This window comes from Cobetia crustatorum, from assembly GCF_000591415.1.
Lineage (GTDB): Bacteria > Pseudomonadota > Gammaproteobacteria > Pseudomonadales > Halomonadaceae > Cobetia > Cobetia crustatorum.
This window is the reverse complement of sequence record NZ_JEMF01000011.1, coordinates 46,464-66,659: the sequence shown is the minus strand read 5'-3', so window position 1 is coordinate 66,659 and position 20,196 is coordinate 46,464. Positions and strand designations below refer to the sequence as shown.

Here is a 20,196-nt window from a genome sequence, read left to right as displayed (position 1 = left end):
TCGCTGATATGTCGCCAGAAATGGGAGTTTTACGCGGTGATCGCTCCCCTTTGGTCGAATTTCGACATAGGTCGTGTGTCTGAGAGGCCAGATTGCCACTAGGGTCTTAAACGATTAAGTAAGTATGGCGCCTACGACAACGCCAATGACGAAGGCGCCACTTCGCTGATCATCGCCAAGCGAGTGATTCGTCAACAACAACAAAGGCTCTCTCCAACATGACTACTTCCCCCCAGCGCCCGCTCAAGGCCCCTCTGGCCATGGCTGTTGCCATTGCCATCATGAGTACCAGTGGTCTCGCCACTGCCGACAGCACGGGCGACATCGAGGCGCGGCTCGCAGAGCTGGAGCAGCGCATCAATGACGCCGAACAGCGGGCCAGAGCAGCGGAACGCCGCGCCGCCGAGGCAGAGCAGGCGATGGCCGTTCAGCGCCGAACGAATGAGACTGATCAACCTGTGCGCGTGACCGCGCAGACCGAGGATCTCGAAGAGCGTCTGGCCGCCGTGGAGCGTCAGGCCAGTGGCGAGGAAGGTTTCTCCTTCAATGCCTATGCCCGCTCAGGTCTCCTGATCGGGGAGGGTGGCAAGAGCATTGACGGCGGCCCCTATCTCACCCCGGCGGGGTCGGTGGGGGGCGCGGTCGGGCGGCTGGGGAACGAGCCCGATACCTATGTCGAGACGGTGCTCAATTACAAGACGCGCTACGACAACGGGGCAAAGGCGCACTACCGCACCATGATTGCCGACGGGGTGGAGACCAGCAACGACTGGACCTCGGACGAGTCCAGCCTGAACGTACGACAGGTCTACGTGGAATTGAGCGATCTGCCGAGCTTCACTGGCGCCTTCGAGAATTCCGCCATCTGGGCCGGCAAGCGCTTCGATCGGGACAACTTCGACATCCACTGGCTCGACAGTGACTTCATCTTCCTTGCCGGCACCGGCGCGGGTATCTACGACGTCCAGCTCACCGATGACTGGAAAGCCAACTTCTCGGTCTACGGACGCAGTTACAGTGAATATCCGACCGAGGATTCCGACACTGGCGGCGATACCGACAACCTGACCTTCACGATGAACAACTACGTCGGCAACTGGCAGTGGATGGTCAGTGCATTGTCTGCCGCAGACAACGAAGAGCGCGCGATGGACACGGGCGCCACAGCCGCGGATTCCGGGTTCCATACCATGCTGGCCTACCATGGCGACAGCTTCTTTGGTCTCGCCGGCGGCAGCTTCAAGGCCGCCGTGCTGCATGGCCGAGGGCTCGGCGCGGAGACGAAGGTCATCGGTGGGGACGGGAATCTGACAGATGACGCGACCTCGACTCGACTCGGCCTGTATGGCACGACCTATCTCGCGCCCAAATGGCGTCTCGCACCAGCTGTGCTGGCGGAAGTCAGTGAAGACCGTTATGCCGAAGGCGATGAATACTCATGGGCGACGTTCAATGCGCGTCTTGCCAATGAGCTGACGGCGAATTTCGAGATGCAATACGAACTCAGCTATCAATGGATGGACCTGGATCCCGGCTCGACAGGCAATGCCGTGGAAGGGAGCTATCGAAAATTCACCATCGCGCCGACCTTCAAGCCTGAAGTCGGTGGCTTCTGGAAACGTCCGGAAATCCGCCTGTTCGCATCCTGGAGTGACTGGGATGAGGAGCTCAATGACTTCTCGGATGAAGATGCGCTTGGGAGTGCAGGCTTCACGGGAGGCGAATGGGCCTTTGGTGTCCAGAGCGAAATCTGGTTCTAATCTATACATTGACTTGGTAGCGCTTAAAACGGTTTCGATCCTGCCTGCACTCAGGTGCAGGCTTTTTTAGGTTACTTGAGTACTGATCGCTATTTTTATTATGGATAGATGCTGGGTATGGCACTTTACAGAAAGCCTCTGGTATTATATTCAATATCTGTGGTTAAAATATAATTTTATTTATTATCTAAAGCAAGAGCATTGTTAAAGTATATATTTGGAAATGAATTTTGAAATTTCGACGATCTCTGTCTTCCCCGTGAATTCGAATTTTATTTTGCCAAGTGAGGAAAAATATATTTCCAGTTCCGAATCCAGATCGAAGGTGCCAGAAGTTTCAATTGAGTAAGCGACTATGTTTTTATAAGGCAGTGAGGTGAAGTCTTTTTTACTTCCGGTGAGACCTTGTACGTTGACAGCGATAATGCGCTTATTCGTGAAGACGACTCCATCGCGCATGGATTTATAAGCATCAATCACATTTTCGCCATCCAGTAGTAAAGTACTGACGCGATCAGCATATTCATTATGTTGCTTGAGTTTTAAGAAACCTTTATTGTCGAAATCTATCATGTCGTGATTATCCTTGTCCGGAGAGTATTGTTAGTGATCCGAATCAATGTTGGTGAGTGTTTGATGTAACATTCTGAACGTTTACTCATATAATGTGAATGATAATTTTACACTACTGTTTACGTTATGCTTGGGAAGGCGCTCCAAGAGGCTGGCCTGCATGGAACCTTTTATCGATATTGTTGTATGGGGTCTTCCAACTTGGACTTTGCTTTTATTCAAGGACAATGATGATGCTGCCCATTGATCAAGATGATAGAGTTGTTGTTGAATCCTAACATACGTGCTAGCTTATATTTTGATCAGATATGAGGCGTGTCAGCCTCACATCATTGATCAGTAATTGAGTTTATTTGTCGCATTACCTGATTGACTTAGGAGGCTGCCATGAATAGCGATATCGCTGAAGGTAAGTGGAAACAACTCAAAGGTAAGGTTCGTGAAGGTTGGGGAGAACTTACTGATGATGATGTCGACGAAATTGCTGGTCGTCGGGAAAACTTTGTAGGGAAGGTTCAAGAGCGATATGGCATGAAGAAAGACGAAGCTGAGAAAGAGTGGGATAAACTATCCGATTCCTGAGGCTTTGCTAATATATGCTTCATGTAGCCGATGCTTGCACTATGCAGGTGTCGGTTTTTTAGTTTTATTTTATCGCAGTGATCTATCGTCTTGCGTACCCAGCGATATGCTCCTGACGAAATACATCCAAACCCGCTCTCTTGAGTCAATCATGACGCAATGGCGTTGACCGATGTCATGGTGATGATCACCTGCGGCCTTGTATTGAGGGTGATGCACTAGCCGCGACCTTCCCGGACAATCGATCCCAGTCCTCCAGCGTTTCACCGTCTTGGGCAATACGCACCTTCGGGGGGAGTGGTGGCGGTACTGCCAGGCACTCAGCATCGAGTTCGTGACTGATATGTGTCAGGTAGGCGCGTGGCGGGTTGAGTCGCGCGATGATATCCAGCGCTTGAGTGATGGTGTTGTGATTGCGAGGCGTGGTGAACGCGGCGGGGTGGCTGGAATCCAGTATCACTACATCGGGCTCCCAGCTGCGTAGGAAACGCTCGGTTTCCGGGGGCAGGCCGAGCGTGTCAGTGAGATAGGCCAGCCGTGTGCCACCGTCATCCAGGCAATAGCCAAGTGTCGGTTTCGAGTGATTGAGCGGCACTGGTGTCACCGTCAGGCTATCCAGCTTCAAGGGCTTGAACGGCTTGAGTCCGGACTGAAAGTCCAGAATGCCGGGATTGCGGTAGAGGTCCGCGCAGCCTTGTGGGTCCTTTGGGCCGTAGACAGGAATGCGCTCTCCGCACCCCCAGCGCAGATGGAAAAGCCCCTGTACGTGATCAGCATGATAATGGGTGATCAGGATTGCCGTGGGACGCTCGAGCTCACAACTGTGCGCCAGATCCATTCGGCCTGCATCCAGCAGGTAGCGCTTGCCATCGATGTGGACCTCCGCTGAACACGGTCCACGCTTGAGGTTCGTGAAGACGCGTGCCCGATTGCAGGCTGCGCAATCGCAGCCAAAACAGGGCACCTGGGCGCTATCGCCGGTACCTGAAAACCGAAACTCCATCGTAAGCTCTCCTGACCTGCGTTTCCGGCACCGCGATGCGGTGCCGGTCTCTCGTGCCTGCATATCTTGTCGAACCACCGAACCACCGAACCACCGAACCACCGAACGACTGCTGTCTGATGTTCGAGGCGTCAGGCCAGTGTCGCGCCATGCCCTTCGATGATATCGCTCAGTGCCGCGAGGCTTTCCGAGAGCGCTCCACCGTTGTCGATGCTGGCGACATCGGCGCAGACGCCCATCAGCTCGGCCTGTACCTCCTGATGACGTTCCAGTCGACGTTCGATGTCGTCACACGACTCTCGACCGCGCTGAGTCAGACGCTGACGCAGCACCTCGGTCGAGGCCGTGATCAGCACCGGCACCAGCGCCGCCCCGAAGCGTTGTCGTGCCTGGGGCAATGCCCGTCGGCTGCCGTTGAGCAACACGGTAGCACCACGCGCCAGCCATGCCTCGATTTCCACGCCGATGCCATAGTGCAATCCATGCGCCTGCCACTCGAGGCATAGCACCTCCAGCTCACGGCGCACGGCAAACTCGGTATCACTGAGCGTCACGCATTGCTCATGGGCGCCACTGGCCCTTGTCAGATAGCGATGCGCCACCAGCCAGTCAGGTTGTTGATGGCGGACAGCCTTCAGCAGGCTGTCCTTGCCGACGCCACTGGCGCCCATCAGGTAGATCAAGCGCCCCATCAGTGCACCTGCTTGCCGGCGCTCCAGACGCGCTGCACCAGCGGGTGGCCATCCACCTCACGGACGCGCACAAGATCGGCACGCAGCCCCACCGCGATACGCCCACGGTCTTCAAGTCCTGCCGCGGCCGCCGGATTGCGCGATGCACAGGCCACGGCACGCGGCAGGTCATAGCCGTCTGGCAGTTGAGTGATCCGGAACACGGCATCCAGCAGCGCAGCGGGATAGTAGTCCGAGGACAGAATGTCGAGCACTCCCAGCGTGACCAGTTCACTCGCGGCGATATTTCCGGAGTGGGAGCCGCCCCGTACCACATTGGGCGCACCCATCATCACCGCCATGCCGTGCTGGTGAGAGGCACTGGCGGCTTCACGCGTGGTGGGGAACTCGGCGATTCGGGTGCCGTATTCGAGACTTTCCACGACGTGCTCCACGGTCGCATCGTCATGACTGGCCAATGCCAGCCCACGGCTGCGACAGGCCTCGGCGATGGCCTTGCGATTGGCGCTGGAATACTGGGCGCTGAAGGCCTGCTGGCGGACGATGAAGTCTTCCAGGCTGGCATCATCGAAACCGTGCTTGCCCTTGTAGTAGATGCGATAGGCCTCGAGGCTCGCGAACTGGCGTTGCCCCGGCGAGTGGTCCATCAGCGAGACAAGTCCGAGTTCAGGCGTGTCGGCCAGTGATTCAAACCGCGCGAGGGTGTCCGGATGGCAGACCTCGCAACGCAGGTGCAGGCGATGATCGACCCGCGCCATGCCGCTGCGGTTGATCTCGCTCAGGGCCTCGACCATCTTGTGCAGCGCATCGTGGCGCATGCTCTGATCATCGACATCACCGATGGAGACGGCATCGAACACCGTGGTAATGCCGCTGGCCGCCATCTGTGCATCGTGTGCCAGCGCCGCTGAGCGCGCCGGCCATGACACTTTCGGGCGTGGCTGGAAGTACTTTTCCATGTTGTCGGTATGCAGCTCGATCAAGCCGGGGATCAACAGATCACCCTCGCAATCGATGGCCCCTGGCAGAGGGGAGGGCAGTGGGGTCGCGCCTTCCGCGATCGACAGGATCTTGCCGTCTCGAATCACGAGGCTACCGAGCACCACCTCATCGTCGAGTACCAGGCGGGCGTTGGTGAGAATCTGGTCTTGGGAACTCATTGCAGTGACTCCTTGTGGGACGGTGTGGTGGCGGACGATGACTCGGATGAGACGGGCATGGCGGATGAGGCAGGCATCTCGGTACCGCCCAGCATGTGGCCTTCCAGCGGTAGCAGACGATCGGCCACCCGCGTACGCACCTCCTCATCGTGGAAGATGCCCAGCATGGCCGTGCCGCGGGCCTTGGCTTCCTGAATCAGCTCCACCACGACATCGCGATTGGCGCTATCCAGCGAGGCGGTCGGTTCATCCAGCAGCAGCAGGGGATGTTCGGCGATGAAGCCACGAGCGATATTGACGCGTTGCTGTTCGCCCCCCGAGAAGGTGCCTGGTGCCAATGCCCATAGACGCTCGGGCAGATTGAGTCTGGCCAGCAGCGTTTCGGCGCGTTGATGGGCGTCGTGGGTATCACACCCACGGGCCAACAGCGGCTCCATGACGACCTCGCGGGCAGATACTCGCGGCACCACGCGCAGGAATTGACTGACATAGCCGATCACGTCGCGACGCAACCTGTGCCAGGCCTGGGCAGGCAGGTCTGAGAGCTCCAGCGCACCGTCATCGAAGTGAAGCGTCAACCGGCCACCGGAGACGCGATAATTGCCGTTGACCATCTTGAGCAGCGTGCTCTTGCCGATACCGCTGCGGCCCGCCAGTACCAGACATTCGCCCGGTGCCAAGCTGAGTGACAGTCCACGCATGACAGCCAATTGCTGGCCGCCCTGTGCATGCAGCACGAAGGTCTTGTCGAGCGACGAGGCGCTCAGAAAGGGGGAGCTGTTGGCGGTCATGATGGCCTCTGGATAAGGGGATCTTGCGCTGAGCAGTGACGCGACAGGTGGCAGATGCCAGGGAGGAATATTCCGCTCATGGCGTCAGCACCGATGACACCAGCAGCTGGGTATAGGGGTGCTGCGGATCGTCGAGGATCTGGTCGGTCAAGCCGGCCTCCACGACACGGCCTTGGCGCATCACCATCAATCGATGGGCCAGCAGGCGTGCCACGGCCAGATCATGCGTCACCAGAATGACGGATAGCCCCAGCTCCCGCGTCAGGGTACGCAGCATGTCGAGCAGACGTGCCTGCACGGACACATCGAGGCCGCCGGTGGGCTCATCCATGAAGACCAGTCGCGGCTGAGTGACCAGGGTGCGCGCGATCTGCAGGCGCTGCTGCATGCCGCCGGAGAAGGTGCGTGGCGCATCATCGATACGGCGCGGGTCAAGCTCCACCCGCTCCATCCAGTCCTGTCCGGCTGCGCGTAGATCCCCGTAATGGCGTTGTCCCAATGCCATCAGGCGCTCACCGACATTGGCTCCGGCAGAAACCCCCAGGCGCAATCCATCGCGGGGATTCTGATGCACCAGCCCCCATTCCATGCGCAGTAGCGCTCGGCGACGCGCTTCCCCGATCGCGTAGAGATCGAGATTCTCAGTGGCGCTCCCAGCGGCGGCGCTGGCCTGTTGAGTGCTGTGATAGATCACCTGGCCCTCATCGGGTGCTTCCAGGCCTGATAGCACGCGCAAGAGCGTCGACTTGCCGGAGCCGGACTCCCCGACAATGCCCAGCACTTCGCCCTGATGCAGGGTGAAGTCGATGTCCTGACAGCCCTGATTGGGGCCATACAGCCGCGTGATGTTGCGGGCGTCGAGCAGAGCGGGACGCTTCAGCTGAGGGCGTTTCATGCCACCTCCTCGCGACGGTTCTGGCAGTAATCGGTGTCAGAGCACACGAACATGCGTCCACCCTGATCATCGGTGATGACTTCATCAAGAAAGCTGTCCGTGGCGCCACATAGTTCACAGGGCGTGTCCCACGCTTGAATCTCGAAGGGGTGATCCTCGAAATCGAGACTCTTGACGCGGGTGTAGGGCGGAATGGCGTAGAGGCGCTTTTCACGTCCCGCCCCGAACAGCATCAAGGCGTCACTCATGTTGAGTTTGGGATTGTCGAACTTGGGGATGGGCGAGGGATCCATCACATAGCGCTCGTCGACCTTGACCGGATAGGCGTAGGTGGTCGCGATATGGCCATGGCGAGCGATATCTTCATAAAGCTTCACGTGCATCACGCCGTATTCCTCAAGGGCATGCATGACACGAGTTTCTTCCTCACTGGGTTCGATGAAGCGCAACGGTTCCGGTATCGGCACCTGATAGACCAGAATCTGGCCCTTGGAGAGCGCTTTTTCAGGAATGCGATGGCGGGTCTGGATCACGCTGGCGGCTTCGGTGCGGGTGGTCGTCTCGACATGGGCGACGCGCTCGAAGAAGGTGCGAATGCTGACGGCATTTGTCGTGTCATCGGCACCCTGATCGATCACCTTGAGGACATCATTCGCGCCCAGGATGCTGGCGGTCAGCTGCATGCCGCCTGTTCCCCAGCCATACGGCATCGGCATCTCGCGCCCTCCAAACGGCACCTGATACCCCGGGATGGCGACCGCCTTCAGCAGGGCGCGGCGAATCATGCGTTTGGTTTGCTCGTCCAGGTAGGCGAAGTTGTAGCCGCTGTACTGGCTGTCTTGACCAGAAGTGTTCATGCCGAGGTCTCCTGTGAACGCCGCGGCGCTGAGGGTGCAGAAGAAGGTGCAGAAGAAGATTCAGAAGAGCTTTCTGACGGGAGTTCTGACGAGGGCGCAGACAGCGGAGCTGATGCGGTCGTATCTTTCAGCCCAGCATCCATCTCGTGCGCTCTTGCGCTCTCGACTTCATCAGCAGTGCCACCGCCGTCGCGGGCCGCATGCTCACGGCGCAAGCGACGCAGCAGCTCAAGCTCGGACTGAAAGTCGACGTAATGAGGCAGTTTCAGGTGAGAGACGAAACCGGACGCCTCGACGTTGTCAGCATGCGCCAGCACGAACTCTGGTTGCTGAGCCGGGCTTTCGACGGGCTCGCCCAGCTCCTCGGCGCGCAGTGAACGATCGACCAGCGCCATCGCCATGGTCTTGCGCTCATTGCGGCCAAACGCCAAGCCATAGCCCCGCGTGAATTGCGGTGCTTTCTCACGGCTGCCGCCGAATTGATTGATCATCTGGCATTCGCTGATGATGATCTCCCCGATACACAACGGGCCATCGAAGCCCTCTACCTCGATTTCCACCTCGACTGCCCCTTGGCGAATCTCACCGCTAAAGGGGTGGTTGCGGCCATAGCCCCGCTGAGTGGAATAGCCCAAGGCTAACAAGTAGCCTTCATCACCGCGTGCCAGCATTTGTAGTCGTGTTGCGCGGTCTACCGGAAAGTCAGGTGGATCACGCGTGATGTCATAGGGCATGGCACCGTCATCGACTTCCTGCTCGATCAGACCCTCTGCATCGAGGCTATCGAGAACCTGAGGACAGGCCTCGAGCGCGACCTCGGCGCGTGCTGGTGCGGGGCACTCACCCTCGGCCAGCAGCATGAAGTCGAGCAGGCGGTGGGTGTAGTCGTAGGTGGGGCCAAGCACCTGACCGCCCGGAACATCCTTGAAGGTGGCGCTGATGCGGCGTTCGACCCGCATGTCGGCGGTGCGCAGGGGCACGCTGTCAGCTAGACGCGGCAGGGTGGTGCGGTAGGCGCGCAACAGGAAGACGGCTTCGGTCAGATCGCCGCTGGCCTGCTTCAGCGCCAGTGCCGCAAGGCCAGGGTCATGCAATGAGGCTTCTGCCATGACACGGTCGACCGCGAGTCCGAGTTGTTCGCGGACCTGTTCGACGTCGATTTCGGGTTGATTGCGATCACCACGACGGCGGTCTGCCATCCAGCGATGCGCATTGGCGATGGCTTGCTCGCCTCCTTTGACGGCAACGTACATCAGGCGTGCTCCTCGGTAGCAGTGACGACATCGATCTGAGTGCTGCGGGGGATGGCGATCAGATGCGTATCAGCGGTCAGAATGGCATCGAGCCCCAACGGAAAATGCGCCCGATTGCAGGCCAGTCGCTGCATCAGGGCCTCTGCCTTCACGTCCAGCGCCACCACACGGCTGTCACGGATGCCGGGGCCGCTCAGGCGCCAGTCTCGAGTCGGCAATGGCCCATGTGCCGGGGCGTGAGGGAACCCCTCGGCAGACTTCAAGGTACCCGTTGCCGCCAGTACGACGATCAAGGTGGTGCTGCGATCAGGGTAGGTATCGCTGCCTTCACTGACATTCGGCATGCGCTGACAGCTGTGCGGTGTCACGAGGGCAAAGTCGGCCTCGTCCGCGCATGTCACGATCCGTGCACCGGTGTGAAAGCTGATGGCGGCGGCCAGGCCATCACGGTTGAGCTCATCGGCGATCCAGAGGCGTGACTCGAGATCGCACAGGGCCAGCAGCGTCCCCCATGCCGCGCTGGACAGCGCCACGCCCTGGGGCATCGACGACACTGGAATGTCGTGCACGGTCCCCGGCTCTGACATGGCGCTCAGTAGCTGGCGGAACAGGCGCTGGCTGTGGTGGACGGCATCATCGAGCGCTGGCCAGTCGTGCGGACGCAATTCGCGGGTGGCGACATCGTGTTGAGCTGCATGAGGCATGGTCATTCCCCTCGAACCAGAGTGAAGAAGTCGACGCGGGTCGCTGCGGCTTGTTGAGACTGTGCGTCATGCTCGGCCGCGAGGCGCTGTGTCAGCGGGGCAATCAGGGCTTCATCGATCTGGCGTGACCAGCGCGCTTCTCGGGCACACGCATCGATCACCGCGATGAGTTCGGCATGTTCGCGATCTCGCCCGGCTATCCAGCCGTGGCCCAGGGTGCCGCCGCTGGACGTGCCGTCGTCGAGCGCGACACTGACGCGGGTGAGGGTCATCTCACCGAGATTGAAGGCATTGCCCGAACCGCCCATGCGGCCCCGGACCATGGCCATGCCGATGTCGGGTCCACGCACACAGCGATGTGAGACGGTGATGTCGAGCCGCGCCCAGCACTCGCGCAGGTGCGCAAGAGGTGTCAGTGCGAGCACGCGGTGACGTTGTGCCGGGGTGACGAGCTCTGATAGAGAGGAGTCAGGAGTCATGATGCGCCTTCGTCGTGGTCAGCCTGATGAAGACCAGAGTCGTGTCGTGGACTCGGGCCATGAGGGAAATCAAAGTGATAGGCGACGCGGTCAGCACGGGCTCGACTGACCGAGACTTCGACCAGACGCCGTTGCTCATCGACGTTGTCACTGGTCAGCACCATCAAGGGCGACAGGTGCGGGCACTGCAGCAGACGGCTGTCATCGCGATCGGCCTGGCTGGCTTCCAGTCGTACCTGAGCGCGGGACAACCGCAGGTGGTAATGCTGGTCGAGTAGTGCCCGTGTCGACCCCCCGCGATAGCGCTCGCACCAGTCCGGCACGCGCGCGGGATCAAACCAGTGGCGCAGGCGCAGCAAGGGCGCGCCATCGACGCTGCGCAGAGTGTCCACGCACAGCAACGATGCATCGTCATCCAGTCCGAAACGCGCGGCGATGCCGGCGGGAGGGCGGAGCAAGCCCTGATCCAGGCAACAGGTGTCGGTGTTGAATCCAAGCTCCGCCAGGTTGTGCGTCACTTTGCTGCCGGCATTGACCATGTAGTCCAGGCGGCGATCAACCACCTGAGTGCCCCAGCCTTGATGGCGCGTCACCATGCCCGCCGCCACCAGCTCATCGAGCGCGCGGCGCACGGTGTGGCGATTGACGCCGAAGCGCTTGGCCAGAGCGGCCTCGCTGGGCAACTGGTCCCCCGCGCTATGTTGGCGACGAATCTCATGCGCCAATTCATTGGCGAGCTGGCGATAGCGCGGCTCGCTTTGGGGCTGTTGACGCGCTTGCTGGCGCTGCTGTTGTTGACGATCAGTCTGACGATTGTGTTGCTGACGCTCGGGAGCGGCGACTTGTCTAGACATGTTAGCTCCTGGAGAAAGACCCCTGCATCAGGGCCTCTTCTCATCCTTGTTGATCAATGGGCGCGATCTGATGATCATTCCCTGCAGTCGCTAGATGAAGCGTTTGCGCAGACGTTGTGAGGCCATGTCCAGTCCGGTCACGGCGACGATGATGACCAGCATGACGGCGGCGGTTTCGGCGTACTGAAAGCCACGCATGGTTTCCCACAGCGCCACTCCGATACCTCCGCCCCCGACCATGCCCAGCACCGTGGCGGAGCGGATGTTCGATTCAAATCGATACAGGCTGACCGAGATCCACAGCGGCAGGACCTGAGGAATCAGTCCAAAGATGATTTCCTCGATGCGCCCGGCCCCCGTCACGCGGATACCTTCTCGGGGGCCGGCATCGCTGGCCTCGACCGCTTCTGAATACAGCTTGGCCAGTACGCCCGTGGCATGGATGAACAGCGCCAAGGTGCCAGCGAAGGGGCCCAGACCCACGGCAACCACGAACAACATGGCAAAGACCAGCTCATTGATGGCGCGACAGGCATCCATCAGGCGGCGCATGGGTTGATAGACCCACCACGGCACCAGGTTTTCGGAGCACAAAAGGCTGCAGGGCACCGCGACGATGATGGCCAGCAATGTGCCCCAGATGGCGATCTGGATCGTGATCAGCATCAGCTCGATGTAGTGGCTGAGATTGCCCCAGGTGGGCGGGAAGAAATCGCCGGCGAGAATGGCCATGTTGTCGGCATTCTCGATCAGCAGTCCCGGGCGCATCTCGGCGCCTTGCCAGGCCCAACTCAGGACACTGATGACCACGAACCAACCCAGCAGGGTGGTCCAGCGGCGCGGTGCCGGCAGGGACAAGGAAGGATGTGTGATCGGAGTACTCATCGTGTCTCTCTCAGAGGCGTTCACCCGCGGGTGTCGGCAGTCGCTGTCGTCATCGTGATGATCAGGCGGAGCGAGCATCTCTTGCTCGTGGGTCGCTCATGGGTCGCCCCGCCTGACAGGGATGCAATGCTCAGCCCGCGACGGCTGCTTGCTCAGCCTTGGCATCAGCCGTCTTGTTGTCAGACGCTTGGGTATCAGCCGCCTTGATTTCCTTCATGCGCATGTCGAGTGCTTCAAGCTGTGTGTCCAGCGCGGCCAGCTTTTCCTTGCGGTCGTCGTCTGACAAACCCTCGTCCTTGGCGATTTCGGCGCGCTGCTTGAAGAGGGCCAGCTGGCGAATCGGCAGCAGCTGGTCGTTGTCAGACTTGACGAATCCGGCCCACTGCAGCGGCGTGAGCACGGCCTGTTCTTCCGGCTATCGCCATAGTTGAGGAAGAAATCACGCAGGTGAGTCTTGGTGTCTTCCGCCAGATTGGTGCGCCATACCAGTGGGTCAGAGGGGATCAGCGGGGACTTCCAGACGACACGAAGCTGCGCGGCCTTCTCGGGTGCCGTGATCTCCAGGCGCTCCATGCCTTCGCTGTTGAAGGTGGCAACATCCACCTGCTTGTTGGCGACTGACAGCGCGTTGGTCTCGTGGCTGGAATTCAGGGTGCGTTTGAAAGCGGTGGACGCATCGATTCCGTTCTTGGCAAACACGTAATAGCCCGGGACCAGATAGCCGGAGGTGGAATTCGGATCGCCGTTGCCAAAGATCAGGTCAGGCGCATTTTTCAATACGTCATCGATGTCGTGTAGATCACTGTCACGATTGACGATCATCAGGCTCCAATATCCCTGCTTGCCGCCTTCTGCCACGGTCTGGGCAAAGATTTCACCACCGGCACGATCCACGGCTTCCATGGCGGACTTGTTGCCGTACCAGGCGATGTCGATCTGATTGAAGCGCATGGCTTGAATCACCGCGGCGTAATCCGTGGCGAAGAATGGCTCGACCTTCATGCCGAGGGACTTTGACATGTCAGCCAGGAAGGGCTTCCACAGCGGCTGCTGGTTCTGGCTCGATTCAGTGGAAATGATGCCGAACTTGAGCGTCTCGGCGGCAGCGGCCAACTGGGCACCAGCGGCCAGACCGAGACCTACGATCAGCGGAAGGGTCAGACGACGAAAGGAAGCGAAAGCCATGGGGGAGTCTCCAAGAGGCAAGCAGTGGATCGAGCAATGGGGGAATGAAGCGCTGTTCTTGAGATGGACTGGTCCATAAAAGTGCTGGTCAACAAGTAGTGCTGGTCATGGAAGTGCTGGTTCACACCATGGCCGGTGCGACTTTTCGGGGCGCCGTGTTCTTGACTGCGCTGAGGGCAGGTGTTGTTGCCGAAGGCTCACCCGCGCGGAGTTCATCGAGCCCGGCATTTTCGTAAAGCGCCTGCAGTCGCTCGTCCGTCAGTTCGCCAATGGCGCCGTCGAAGTAGAGACGGCCATCTTTCAGTGCAATGGCGCGATGACAGTAGCGGCGGGCGACATCGACTTGATGCAGTGTGATGACGACGGTACGACCATCCTCGGCATGGATACGACTCAGAATCTCCATCACCTCGCGGGCGCTGCGCGGATCAAGCGAGGCGATGGGCTCATCGGCCAGGATTACCTCGGCGTCCTGCATCAACACCCGCGCGATGGCGACGCGCTGCATCTGGCCGCCTGACAGGGTATTGGCCCGCTGATGGACCATTTCTTCCAGCCCGACGCGTGCCAGGCAGGCGAGGGCGCGTTGACGCTCCTCATCGGTGAAGCGGCCCAGTAGCGAGCGCAGACGCGGCATGCTGCCCAGCGTGCCGATCAGTACGTTGGTCAAGACGCTCAAACGGCCGACCAGGTTGAATTGCTGGAAGATGTAACCCGTGCGGCAACGCTCACTCCGGCGAGCACGACGCAGTCGTCCGGCACTCTGGATTTCACGTTCCATCAGCGTGACGCGCCCACCGCTGTGACGGTTGGCGCAGGTCAAGCCAACCAGGTGACGCAGCAGCGTGGACTTGCCAGACCCCGATGGGCCGATGAGGGCCACCATCTCGCCGGGAATGACACGAAAGCTCACGTCGTCGAGCACCTGGCGGTGTCCGAAAGACTTGTTCAGGCTCTCGACAGTAATCGTGGGAATGCTCATGACGCCTCTCCTCTGGGGATGGCATCAGTGTGACGGGAGAAGATGAATGGCAGTTGTCTAGACAATGTCAGTTTGATGATGATCGTGGTTCATCATCTTGCCGCCAAGTGGAGGGGCCACTGATCAATGAACCATAAATCAATGACTTGACGGTGAGTGACATCCTGATGACATGTTATTGCCATCGAAATGCCATCTTGGCTGGTGAAGTATGAAAGAGACTGGAGTCGGCAAGAAGCCGAGAGTGGGAATGGTGATGGCTAGCATCAATGTTGTGCGTGATGACACTGGTCTTGATGCCGAGCACTGCGTTCCTCGTCGAGATAAGAGATTGGCCCATATCACTGCAGGGGGATACCAGATGCTCCCAGACTTTCAATGATGAAGTCCGTCATGGCTTGTGCTGCAGGTGAGAGGCTGTAGCCTTTTCGGCGGATCAGTCCGACCTCACGACTGACACTGGGGTCGGCCAGCTCAATGAAGCGAAGGCGTTCGTATTCCTGCGGAAATGCCAGGCGAGGAAGCGTCGTTACCCCCATGCCGGCGACCAGGGTGGCGGTGAGCGAGATCATGTTGGAGATATAGAGGTCATGCATCTCCAGTAGTGATTCAGCAGCGGTCCCTTGCAGCAAGCGCGAGGTGCCATTTCCTATCAGGGATTCACCTTGAAGCTCCTGCCACATCAGTGATGTGCGTCCTGCCAGTGGATGGTCGTCTCGGCAGACGACTCCCACTTCATCATGAAACAGCGGCTGGAACTGCAGCTCTTCATCACTTCCCCATAGGCTCGATAGACCGATATCGACTTGTCCGCTGATCACCTGTTCCCGTACGAAGTCGGCATTTCCATCGTGCAATCCCACCTTGATGCCTGGATAGCGACTGACAAATTCCGAGAGCAATTTCGGCATCAAACGACTGGCCACCGAGGGCACCACTGCCATGTCCAGCTGGCCGGCCTCCCTGGCCGCGCGTGCCTGCAGCTCACGACTCAGGCGATCATGTTGATTGATCAGCTCTCTGAAGCGCGGCAAACAGTAGCTGCCGTAGGGTGTCAGGGTCGCCTTGGTTCCCTTTTCAAACAATGCCTCGCCCAGGCGTCCCTCCAACTCTCGTATTGCCATCGACAGGGCGGGTTGTGTGCGGTGCAGATAGCGAGAGGCGGCATGGAAACCGCCGTGGTCCACGACCGCCAGAACATAGCGCAATGGCGTTATCTTGAGCTCTGCGATCATTGAAATAGACCTTAGTTTGATGGTAAGAAAAACTTATCATAAGTGATTTATTATTGATTATCTTTATCCCATGAACCCTCTTAGGCTGATGTCACCGCGTCTAAGGAGGTTCACATGTCTCAGCAGTCTACTACCACCGCTTACTCTCTCTATATCGATGGCCAATGGGTCTCGGGACAGGGCAATGTCGCTAACATCAATCCGTCTGATACCCGCGATGTCATCGGCCATTATGCGCAGGCCAGTGTCGATCAAGTGGCTCTGGCGATTGCCGCCGCCAAGCGCGGTCAGATCCAGTGGGCGACTTCCGGGCTTGAGCAACGCTATTCGGTATTGATGACCATTGGTGACGAGCTTATCGCGCGCAAGACGGAGCTAGGCAAGCTATTGGCACGCGAAGAAGGCAAGACATTGGCAGAGGGCATCGGTGAAGTTCATCGCTCTGGCCAGTTCTTCCATTACTACGGTGCTGAAGTTCTGCGTCAGATTGATGAGCGTGCTGACTCGGTACGCCCTGGCGTCGAGATTGAGGTTCGCCGTGAGCCTGTTGGTGTCGTGGGTGTGATCAGTCCCTGGAATTTCCCGCTGGCGACGGCGGTGTGGAAGATTGCGCCCGCATTGGCCTTCGGCAACTCGGTTGTCTTCAAGCCGGCCAACCTGGTCCCCGGCAGTGCCTGGGCACTCGCGAGATCATCCATCGTCAATCGCTTCCGAACGGGACGTTCAACCTGTTGATGGGCCCGGGCAGTAGCGTAGGTGATGCGCTAATTTCCAGCCCTGATATTCACGCATTGTCCTTCACCGGCTCTCTGGAAGTCGGGCGGCGTGTTGCCGCGGCGACGGCCGCCAATCTGGTCAAGTGCCAGCTGGAGATGGGCTCCAAGAATGCGCTGATCATCGCAGACGATGCTGACATGGAGCTGGCGGTTGAAGCCGCCTTCAATGGCGCTTACTCGGGCACTGGGCAGAAGTGCACGGCGTCATCTCGTTTGATCGTTACGGAAGCAGTGCACGACGAATTCGTGGAAAAGCTGACGCAGCGACTGGCTGAGGTGCGCGTTGGGCATGCACTGGAGGACGGCGTTCACATGGGGCCGGCCGTCGATGCCAAGCAGCTGGAATCCAACCTCGGCTGGGTTCAGCGTGCACAGGAAGAGGGCGCGCGGCTGGTCTTTGGGGGAGAGCGCCTGGAAGGTGCGACTGATGGCTACTTCATGAGCCCGGCACTGCTGGTGGATACCACCAATGACATGGCGATCAACCGTGAGGAAATCTTTGGTCCGATAGCGTGTGTCATCAAGGTGCGCGATGCAGAAGACGCCATCGATGTGCTCAACGACACGCACTTCGGCCTGACTGCCGGCATCATTACCAACTCGCTGAAACTGGCCAGCAGCTTCAAGGCGCGAGCGGAAACGGGCTGCGTGATGGTCAATCTGCCGACCGCGGGCACGGATTACCACGTCCCGTTCGGTGGACGTAAGTCATCGAGCTTCGGCCCGCGTGAGCAAGGTCGCTATGCGCGTGAGTTCTACACGGTCGTGAAGACCTGCTACATCAAGGCGTGAGGAGGCTCCATGTCAAAGACAATGCTGACGATCGATGGCCTGCAGTACTCCAACTGGTCTCGCGAGATCTTCGAGCAGATGCGTGAAGGGGGGCTGGATGCCGTGCATGCCACCCTTGTGTATCACGAGACGACCCGGGAAACGCTGACACGTCTTGGCGAGTGGAATCGACGTTTTGAAGCCTATCCCGACCTGATCATGCCCGTACATGTGCCACAGGATATCGCTATCGCTCAAGCCAGTGGCCGCATCGGTATCATCCTCGGGGCGCAGAACTGCTCACCCATCGAAGATGACATCGACATGGTGGAAGTGATGCGTGATCTCGGTCTGATGATCATGCAGCTGACCTATAACAATCAGAGCCTGCTGGCGTGTGGGTGTTACGAAGCAGAAGACAGTGGGATCACCCGTTTCGGGCGCCAAGTGATTCGCGAGATGAACCGCGTCGGCATGGTCATCGACATGTCGCACAGCGCCGAACGTTCCACGCTCGAAGCGATCGAGATATCGGAGCGGCCGGTCATCATTTCGCATGCCAATCCGGAAAGCTTCCATCCGGCCAAGCGCAACAAGTCAGACAAGGTGCTCAAGGCAATCGCAGAAAGCGATGGCTTGTTGGGGTTCTCGGCTATCCCTTCCATTTGAAGAATGGCTCGGACTGCACGCTGACCGAGTACTGCGAAATGATCGCGAGAACCGCCGACCTCATGGGCATCGAGCACCTGGGTATCGGCACCGATCTCTGCCAGAACCAACCCGTCTCCATTCTGGAGTGGATGCGCAATGGCCGCTGGTCGAAGGACATGGATTATGGCGAGGGCAGTGCAAGCAATGCCGACTGGCCTCGTCCGCTGCCCTGGCTGCGGGATAGTCGTGATTTCCCCAATCTCATTGCTGGTCTGAGAGCGGTCGGCATGTCCGAAGAGGAAGTGGCGGGCATCATGGGCAAGAATTGGGTCGCGCTACTTGAACGTACCGCCACGAAAAGAGAGGCAGTCCTCTACTGAGAGGAGATGCATGGCACCTGTGCCGAGCCAGGAATCCCCGGGATATCGCTCGGCCACCAACAACCATAATAAACGCCTGCCAATGACGAGAGTTCGTCAGAGGAACGCCACATGAAATCATCACAAAAGATTGCTGCGCGTGAGAAGCACGAGGCGCTGCCCGAAGGTCAGTATCGCTTCGGGGACCCTGTCGTCCTGATCTGCAGCATCGGTTTTATCCTGCTGTTCATCGGTCTGTCCCTGTTTGATCTTGAGGGGGTGGCGGAAGCCATCAGTGCCGGCTTTGCCTGGACCGCCAGGACATTGGGAAGCTACTTCCAGATTCTGCTGCTGCTGACCTTCTTCATTGCACTGGGGCTTACCGCCACGCCTGCGGCCAGCGCCCGGATCGGCGGTACGCGTACTCCGGAGCTATCCACTTTCAAGTGGGTATCGATCATCATGTGTACGCTGCTGGCCGGAGGGGGGGTCTTCTTCGCTGCCGGCGAGCCGGTCTATCACTTCCTGGTGACACCGCCGGCTTTTGATACCGAGCCGGGTACCGCGCAAGCCATCGCTCCTGCACTGGCCCAATCCTTCATGCACTGGGGCTTTCTTGCCTGGGCGATACTGGGCAGTTTGACCGCCATCGTGCTGGCGCATGCCCATTACGATAAAGGGCAGCCATTGCAGCCCAGAACGCTGCTTTACCCGGTCTTCGGCGAGAAGGTCATGAAGGGCAAACTGGGCGGAGTGGTGGATGCCTTGTGTGTCATCGCTGTCGTAGCGGGTACGGTTGGCCCCATTGGCTTTCTGGCGACCCAGGTCAGCTTTGGACTGCATGAGCTTTTCGGGGTGACCAATGACTATACGACGCAGTTGAGTGTGTTGGTGGTGCTCGGCATCGTCTATGTCACCTCGGCGGTGACCGGCATCGACAAGGGCATTCAGATCATGTCCCGCTTCAATGTCTTCCTGGCCTTGGCCGTGGCTGCCGTGATCTTCATCTTTGGCCCGACCTTGTTCATGGTCAATGCCTTCACTCAGGGCTTCGGTCAGTATCTGACCTCGTTCTTTGCCATGTCGACCATGACGGCCCAGAGCGCACCTGACTGGTGGATGCAGTGGTGGACGGTGTTCTTCTTTGCCTGGTTTCTGGGTTACGGGCCTCTGATGGCCATCTTCGTCGCACGTATTTCCAAGGGCAGCACCATTCGCCAGATGATTCTGACCGTGGCCGTCCTTGCGCCAGTGGCGACAGCGATCTGGTTCACGTTGCTGGGGGGCGCCGGTATCTTCTATCAGTTCACTGGCGTGATTGACCTCACTGATGCCTTGAACAACTTCCAGTTCGATGTTGCCACACTGACCGTCGCTCAGGCGCTGCCCGGTGGCACGGCCATGGCAGTCGCCATCCTGACGTTGACGACTATCTTCGTGGCCACCACGGGTGACTCGATGAGTTACGCCATTGCCGTCGTCAGCGCGGGACATGATGACCCCAGTCCACTGGTTCGCGCCTTCTGGGGGATCAGCATGGCGTTGATGGCGGCGATCCTGTTGTACATGGGGGCCGGCCAGATCAGCGCGTTGCAGCAGTTCATCGTCATCACGGCCATTCCCGTGTCACTCGTACTCTTGCCGTCACTGTGGACCGGGCCACAAGCCGCATTTGCAATGGCGCGTGCCCAAGGCATCACTAGCCAGCGTCCTGCGATACTGCCCGCTGATGAAGCAGGGGAGCGTTGA

18 protein-coding genes and 2 pseudogenes are annotated in these 20,196 nt (G+C 59.0%); 5 read left to right on the top strand and 15 right to left on the bottom strand.

The genetic code is table 11. The features are described from left to right. Window positions 1–218: 218 nt before the first annotated feature. Complete coding sequence (locus tag BF12_RS0102545; protein ID WP_024950900.1) at window positions 219–1,760, top strand: carbohydrate porin; 1,542 nt, start codon at window positions 219–221, stop codon at window positions 1,758–1,760. 204 nt (window positions 1,761–1,964) lie between these two features. Here the strand turns inward: BF12_RS0102545 and BF12_RS0102540 are convergent, their stop codons facing one another. Next, window positions 1,965–2,333 (bottom strand): PH domain-containing protein, encoded by a 369-nt coding sequence (locus BF12_RS0102540; protein WP_024950899.1) that lies wholly within the window; start codon window positions 2,331–2,333, stop codon window positions 1,965–1,967. Window positions 2,334–2,720: 387 nt separating this feature from the next. Between BF12_RS0102540 and BF12_RS0102535 the strand changes: the two genes are divergently transcribed. Beyond that, entirely contained in the window at window positions 2,721–2,915 is a 195-nt protein-coding gene (locus BF12_RS0102535; protein ID WP_024950898.1) for a CsbD family protein, read from the top strand. Between the two features lie 187 nt (window positions 2,916–3,102). Here BF12_RS0102535 and phnP read toward each other — a convergent pair whose 3' ends face one another. The 14 genes from phnP to BF12_RS0102465 all read right to left on the bottom strand — a co-directional run bounded on the left by phnP (window position 3,103) and on the right by BF12_RS0102465 (window position 15,890). Then, window positions 3,103–3,918, bottom strand: a complete 816-nt coding sequence (phnP, locus tag BF12_RS0102530; RefSeq protein WP_024950897.1) for a phosphonate metabolism protein PhnP — start codon at window positions 3,916–3,918, stop codon at window positions 3,103–3,105. Window positions 3,919–4,049: 131 nt separating this feature from the next. After that, entirely contained in the window at window positions 4,050–4,610 is a 561-nt protein-coding gene (phnN, locus tag BF12_RS0102525) for a ribose 1,5-bisphosphokinase (protein ID WP_024950896.1), read from the bottom strand. Next, window positions 4,610–5,770, bottom strand: a complete 1,161-nt coding sequence (locus tag BF12_RS0102520) for an alpha-D-ribose 1-methylphosphonate 5-triphosphate diphosphatase (RefSeq protein WP_035158730.1) — start codon at window positions 5,768–5,770, stop codon at window positions 4,610–4,612. Before BF12_RS0102520 ends, phnN begins: the two co-directional genes overlap by 1 nt. Next, window positions 5,767–6,561, bottom strand: a complete 795-nt coding sequence (phnL, locus tag BF12_RS0102515) for a phosphonate C-P lyase system protein PhnL (protein ID WP_024950894.1) — start codon at window positions 6,559–6,561, stop codon at window positions 5,767–5,769. Before phnL ends, BF12_RS0102520 begins: the two co-directional genes overlap by 4 nt. 76 nt (window positions 6,562–6,637) lie before the next feature. Further along, window positions 6,638–7,456, bottom strand: coding sequence for a phosphonate C-P lyase system protein PhnK (gene phnK / locus BF12_RS0102510; protein WP_035158728.1), 819 nt, complete (start codon window positions 7,454–7,456; stop codon window positions 6,638–6,640). Next, entirely contained in the window at window positions 7,453–8,313 is an 861-nt protein-coding gene (locus tag BF12_RS0102505; RefSeq protein WP_024950892.1) for an alpha-D-ribose 1-methylphosphonate 5-phosphate C-P-lyase PhnJ, read from the bottom strand. The genes phnK and BF12_RS0102505 overlap by 4 nt, the downstream gene beginning before the upstream one ends. Beyond that, window positions 8,310–9,566, bottom strand: coding sequence for a carbon-phosphorus lyase complex subunit (locus tag BF12_RS0102500; RefSeq protein WP_024950891.1), 1,257 nt, complete (start codon window positions 9,564–9,566; stop codon window positions 8,310–8,312). The genes BF12_RS0102505 and BF12_RS0102500 overlap by 4 nt, the downstream gene beginning before the upstream one ends. Next, complete coding sequence (gene phnH, locus BF12_RS0102495; RefSeq protein ID WP_051510672.1) at window positions 9,566–10,270, bottom strand: phosphonate C-P lyase system protein PhnH; 705 nt, start codon at window positions 10,268–10,270, stop codon at window positions 9,566–9,568. Before phnH ends, BF12_RS0102500 begins: the two co-directional genes overlap by 1 nt. Before the next feature lie 2 nt (window positions 10,271–10,272). After that, window positions 10,273–10,749: a phosphonate C-P lyase system protein PhnG gene (gene phnG, locus BF12_RS0102490; protein ID WP_024950889.1), complete on the bottom strand. Its 477-nt coding sequence runs from the start codon at window positions 10,747–10,749 to the stop codon at window positions 10,273–10,275. Next, on the bottom strand, window positions 10,746–11,603 hold the full coding sequence (gene phnF, locus BF12_RS18365; protein ID WP_024950888.1) for a phosphonate metabolism transcriptional regulator PhnF: 858 nt from the start codon (window positions 11,601–11,603) through the stop codon (window positions 10,746–10,748). The genes phnG and phnF overlap by 4 nt, the downstream gene beginning before the upstream one ends. Window positions 11,604–11,693: 90 nt before the next feature. After that, complete coding sequence (gene phnE, locus BF12_RS0102480; protein WP_024950887.1) at window positions 11,694–12,488, bottom strand: phosphonate ABC transporter, permease protein PhnE; 795 nt, start codon at window positions 12,486–12,488, stop codon at window positions 11,694–11,696. Window positions 12,489–12,701: 213 nt separating this feature from the next. Further along, the gene (phnD, locus tag BF12_RS18360) at window positions 12,702–13,673 is read right to left on the bottom strand and encodes a phosphonate ABC transporter substrate-binding protein (protein ID WP_248623598.1); all 972 of its coding nucleotides are present in this window, start codon (window positions 13,671–13,673) and stop codon (window positions 12,702–12,704) included. 121 nt (window positions 13,674–13,794) lie between these two features. Then, on the bottom strand, window positions 13,795–14,655 hold the full coding sequence (gene phnC / locus BF12_RS0102470; protein WP_024950886.1) for a phosphonate ABC transporter ATP-binding protein: 861 nt from the start codon (window positions 14,653–14,655) through the stop codon (window positions 13,795–13,797). Between the two features lie 341 nt (window positions 14,656–14,996). After that, window positions 14,997–15,890, bottom strand: a complete 894-nt coding sequence (locus tag BF12_RS0102465) for a LysR family transcriptional regulator (RefSeq protein WP_024950885.1) — start codon at window positions 15,888–15,890, stop codon at window positions 14,997–14,999. Between the two features lie 114 nt (window positions 15,891–16,004). Here BF12_RS0102465 and BF12_RS18355 point away from each other — a divergent pair. The 3 genes and pseudogenes from BF12_RS18355 to BF12_RS0102450 all read left to right on the top strand — a co-directional run bounded on the left by BF12_RS18355 (window position 16,005) and on the right by BF12_RS0102450 (window position 20,196). Continuing rightward, window positions 16,005–17,458 (top strand): annotated as a pseudogene (locus BF12_RS18355) (aldehyde dehydrogenase family protein). A gap of 9 nt (window positions 17,459–17,467) precedes the next feature. Continuing rightward, a pseudogene (locus tag BF12_RS18350) lies at window positions 17,468–18,468 on the top strand (dipeptidase). A gap of 111 nt (window positions 18,469–18,579) precedes the next feature. Then, window positions 18,580–20,196 carry a BCCT family transporter gene (locus BF12_RS0102450; protein ID WP_024950884.1) on the top strand — a complete coding sequence of 539 codons (1,617 nt, stop codon included), beginning with the start codon at window positions 18,580–18,582 and terminating at the stop codon, window positions 20,194–20,196.

Excerpts from the sequence above, each read along its gene's own strand:
- BF12_RS0102545 (WP_024950900.1), top strand. The coding sequence starts at position 219 with ATGACTACTTCCCCCCAGCGCCCGCTCAAGGCCCCTCTGGCCATGGCT.
- BF12_RS0102540 (WP_024950899.1), bottom strand. The coding sequence starts at position 2,333 with ATGATAGATTTCGACAATAAAGGTTTCTTAAAACTCAAGCAACATAAT.
- BF12_RS0102535 (WP_024950898.1), top strand. The coding sequence starts at position 2,721 with ATGAATAGCGATATCGCTGAAGGTAAGTGGAAACAACTCAAAGGTAAG.
- phnP (WP_024950897.1), bottom strand. The coding sequence starts at position 3,918 with ATGGAGTTTCGGTTTTCAGGTACCGGCGATAGCGCCCAGGTGCCCTGT.
- phnN (WP_024950896.1), bottom strand. The coding sequence starts at position 4,610 with ATGGGGCGCTTGATCTACCTGATGGGCGCCAGTGGCGTCGGCAAGGAC.
- BF12_RS0102520 (WP_035158730.1), bottom strand. The coding sequence starts at position 5,770 with ATGAGTTCCCAAGACCAGATTCTCACCAACGCCCGCCTGGTACTCGAC.
- phnL (WP_024950894.1), bottom strand. The coding sequence starts at position 6,561 with ATGACCGCCAACAGCTCCCCCTTTCTGAGCGCCTCGTCGCTCGACAAG.
- phnK (WP_035158728.1), bottom strand. The coding sequence starts at position 7,456 with ATGAAACGCCCTCAGCTGAAGCGTCCCGCTCTGCTCGACGCCCGCAAC.
- BF12_RS0102505 (WP_024950892.1), bottom strand. The coding sequence starts at position 8,313 with ATGAACACTTCTGGTCAAGACAGCCAGTACAGCGGCTACAACTTCGCC.
- BF12_RS0102500 (WP_024950891.1), bottom strand. The coding sequence starts at position 9,566 with ATGTACGTTGCCGTCAAAGGAGGCGAGCAAGCCATCGCCAATGCGCAT.
- phnH (WP_051510672.1), bottom strand. The coding sequence starts at position 10,270 with ATGCCTCATGCAGCTCAACACGATGTCGCCACCCGCGAATTGCGTCCG.
- phnG (WP_024950889.1), bottom strand. The coding sequence starts at position 10,749 with ATGACTCCTGACTCCTCTCTATCAGAGCTCGTCACCCCGGCACAACGT.
- phnF (WP_024950888.1), bottom strand. The coding sequence starts at position 11,603 with ATGTCTAGACAAGTCGCCGCTCCCGAGCGTCAGCAACACAATCGTCAG.
- phnE (WP_024950887.1), bottom strand. The coding sequence starts at position 12,488 with ATGAGTACTCCGATCACACATCCTTCCTTGTCCCTGCCGGCACCGCGC.
- phnD (WP_248623598.1), bottom strand. The coding sequence starts at position 13,673 with ATGGCTTTCGCTTCCTTTCGTCGTCTGACCCTTCCGCTGATCGTAGGT.
- phnC (WP_024950886.1), bottom strand. The coding sequence starts at position 14,655 with ATGAGCATTCCCACGATTACTGTCGAGAGCCTGAACAAGTCTTTCGGA.
- BF12_RS0102465 (WP_024950885.1), bottom strand. The coding sequence starts at position 15,890 with ATGATCGCAGAGCTCAAGATAACGCCATTGCGCTATGTTCTGGCGGTC.
- BF12_RS0102450 (WP_024950884.1), top strand. The coding sequence starts at position 18,580 with ATGAAATCATCACAAAAGATTGCTGCGCGTGAGAAGCACGAGGCGCTG.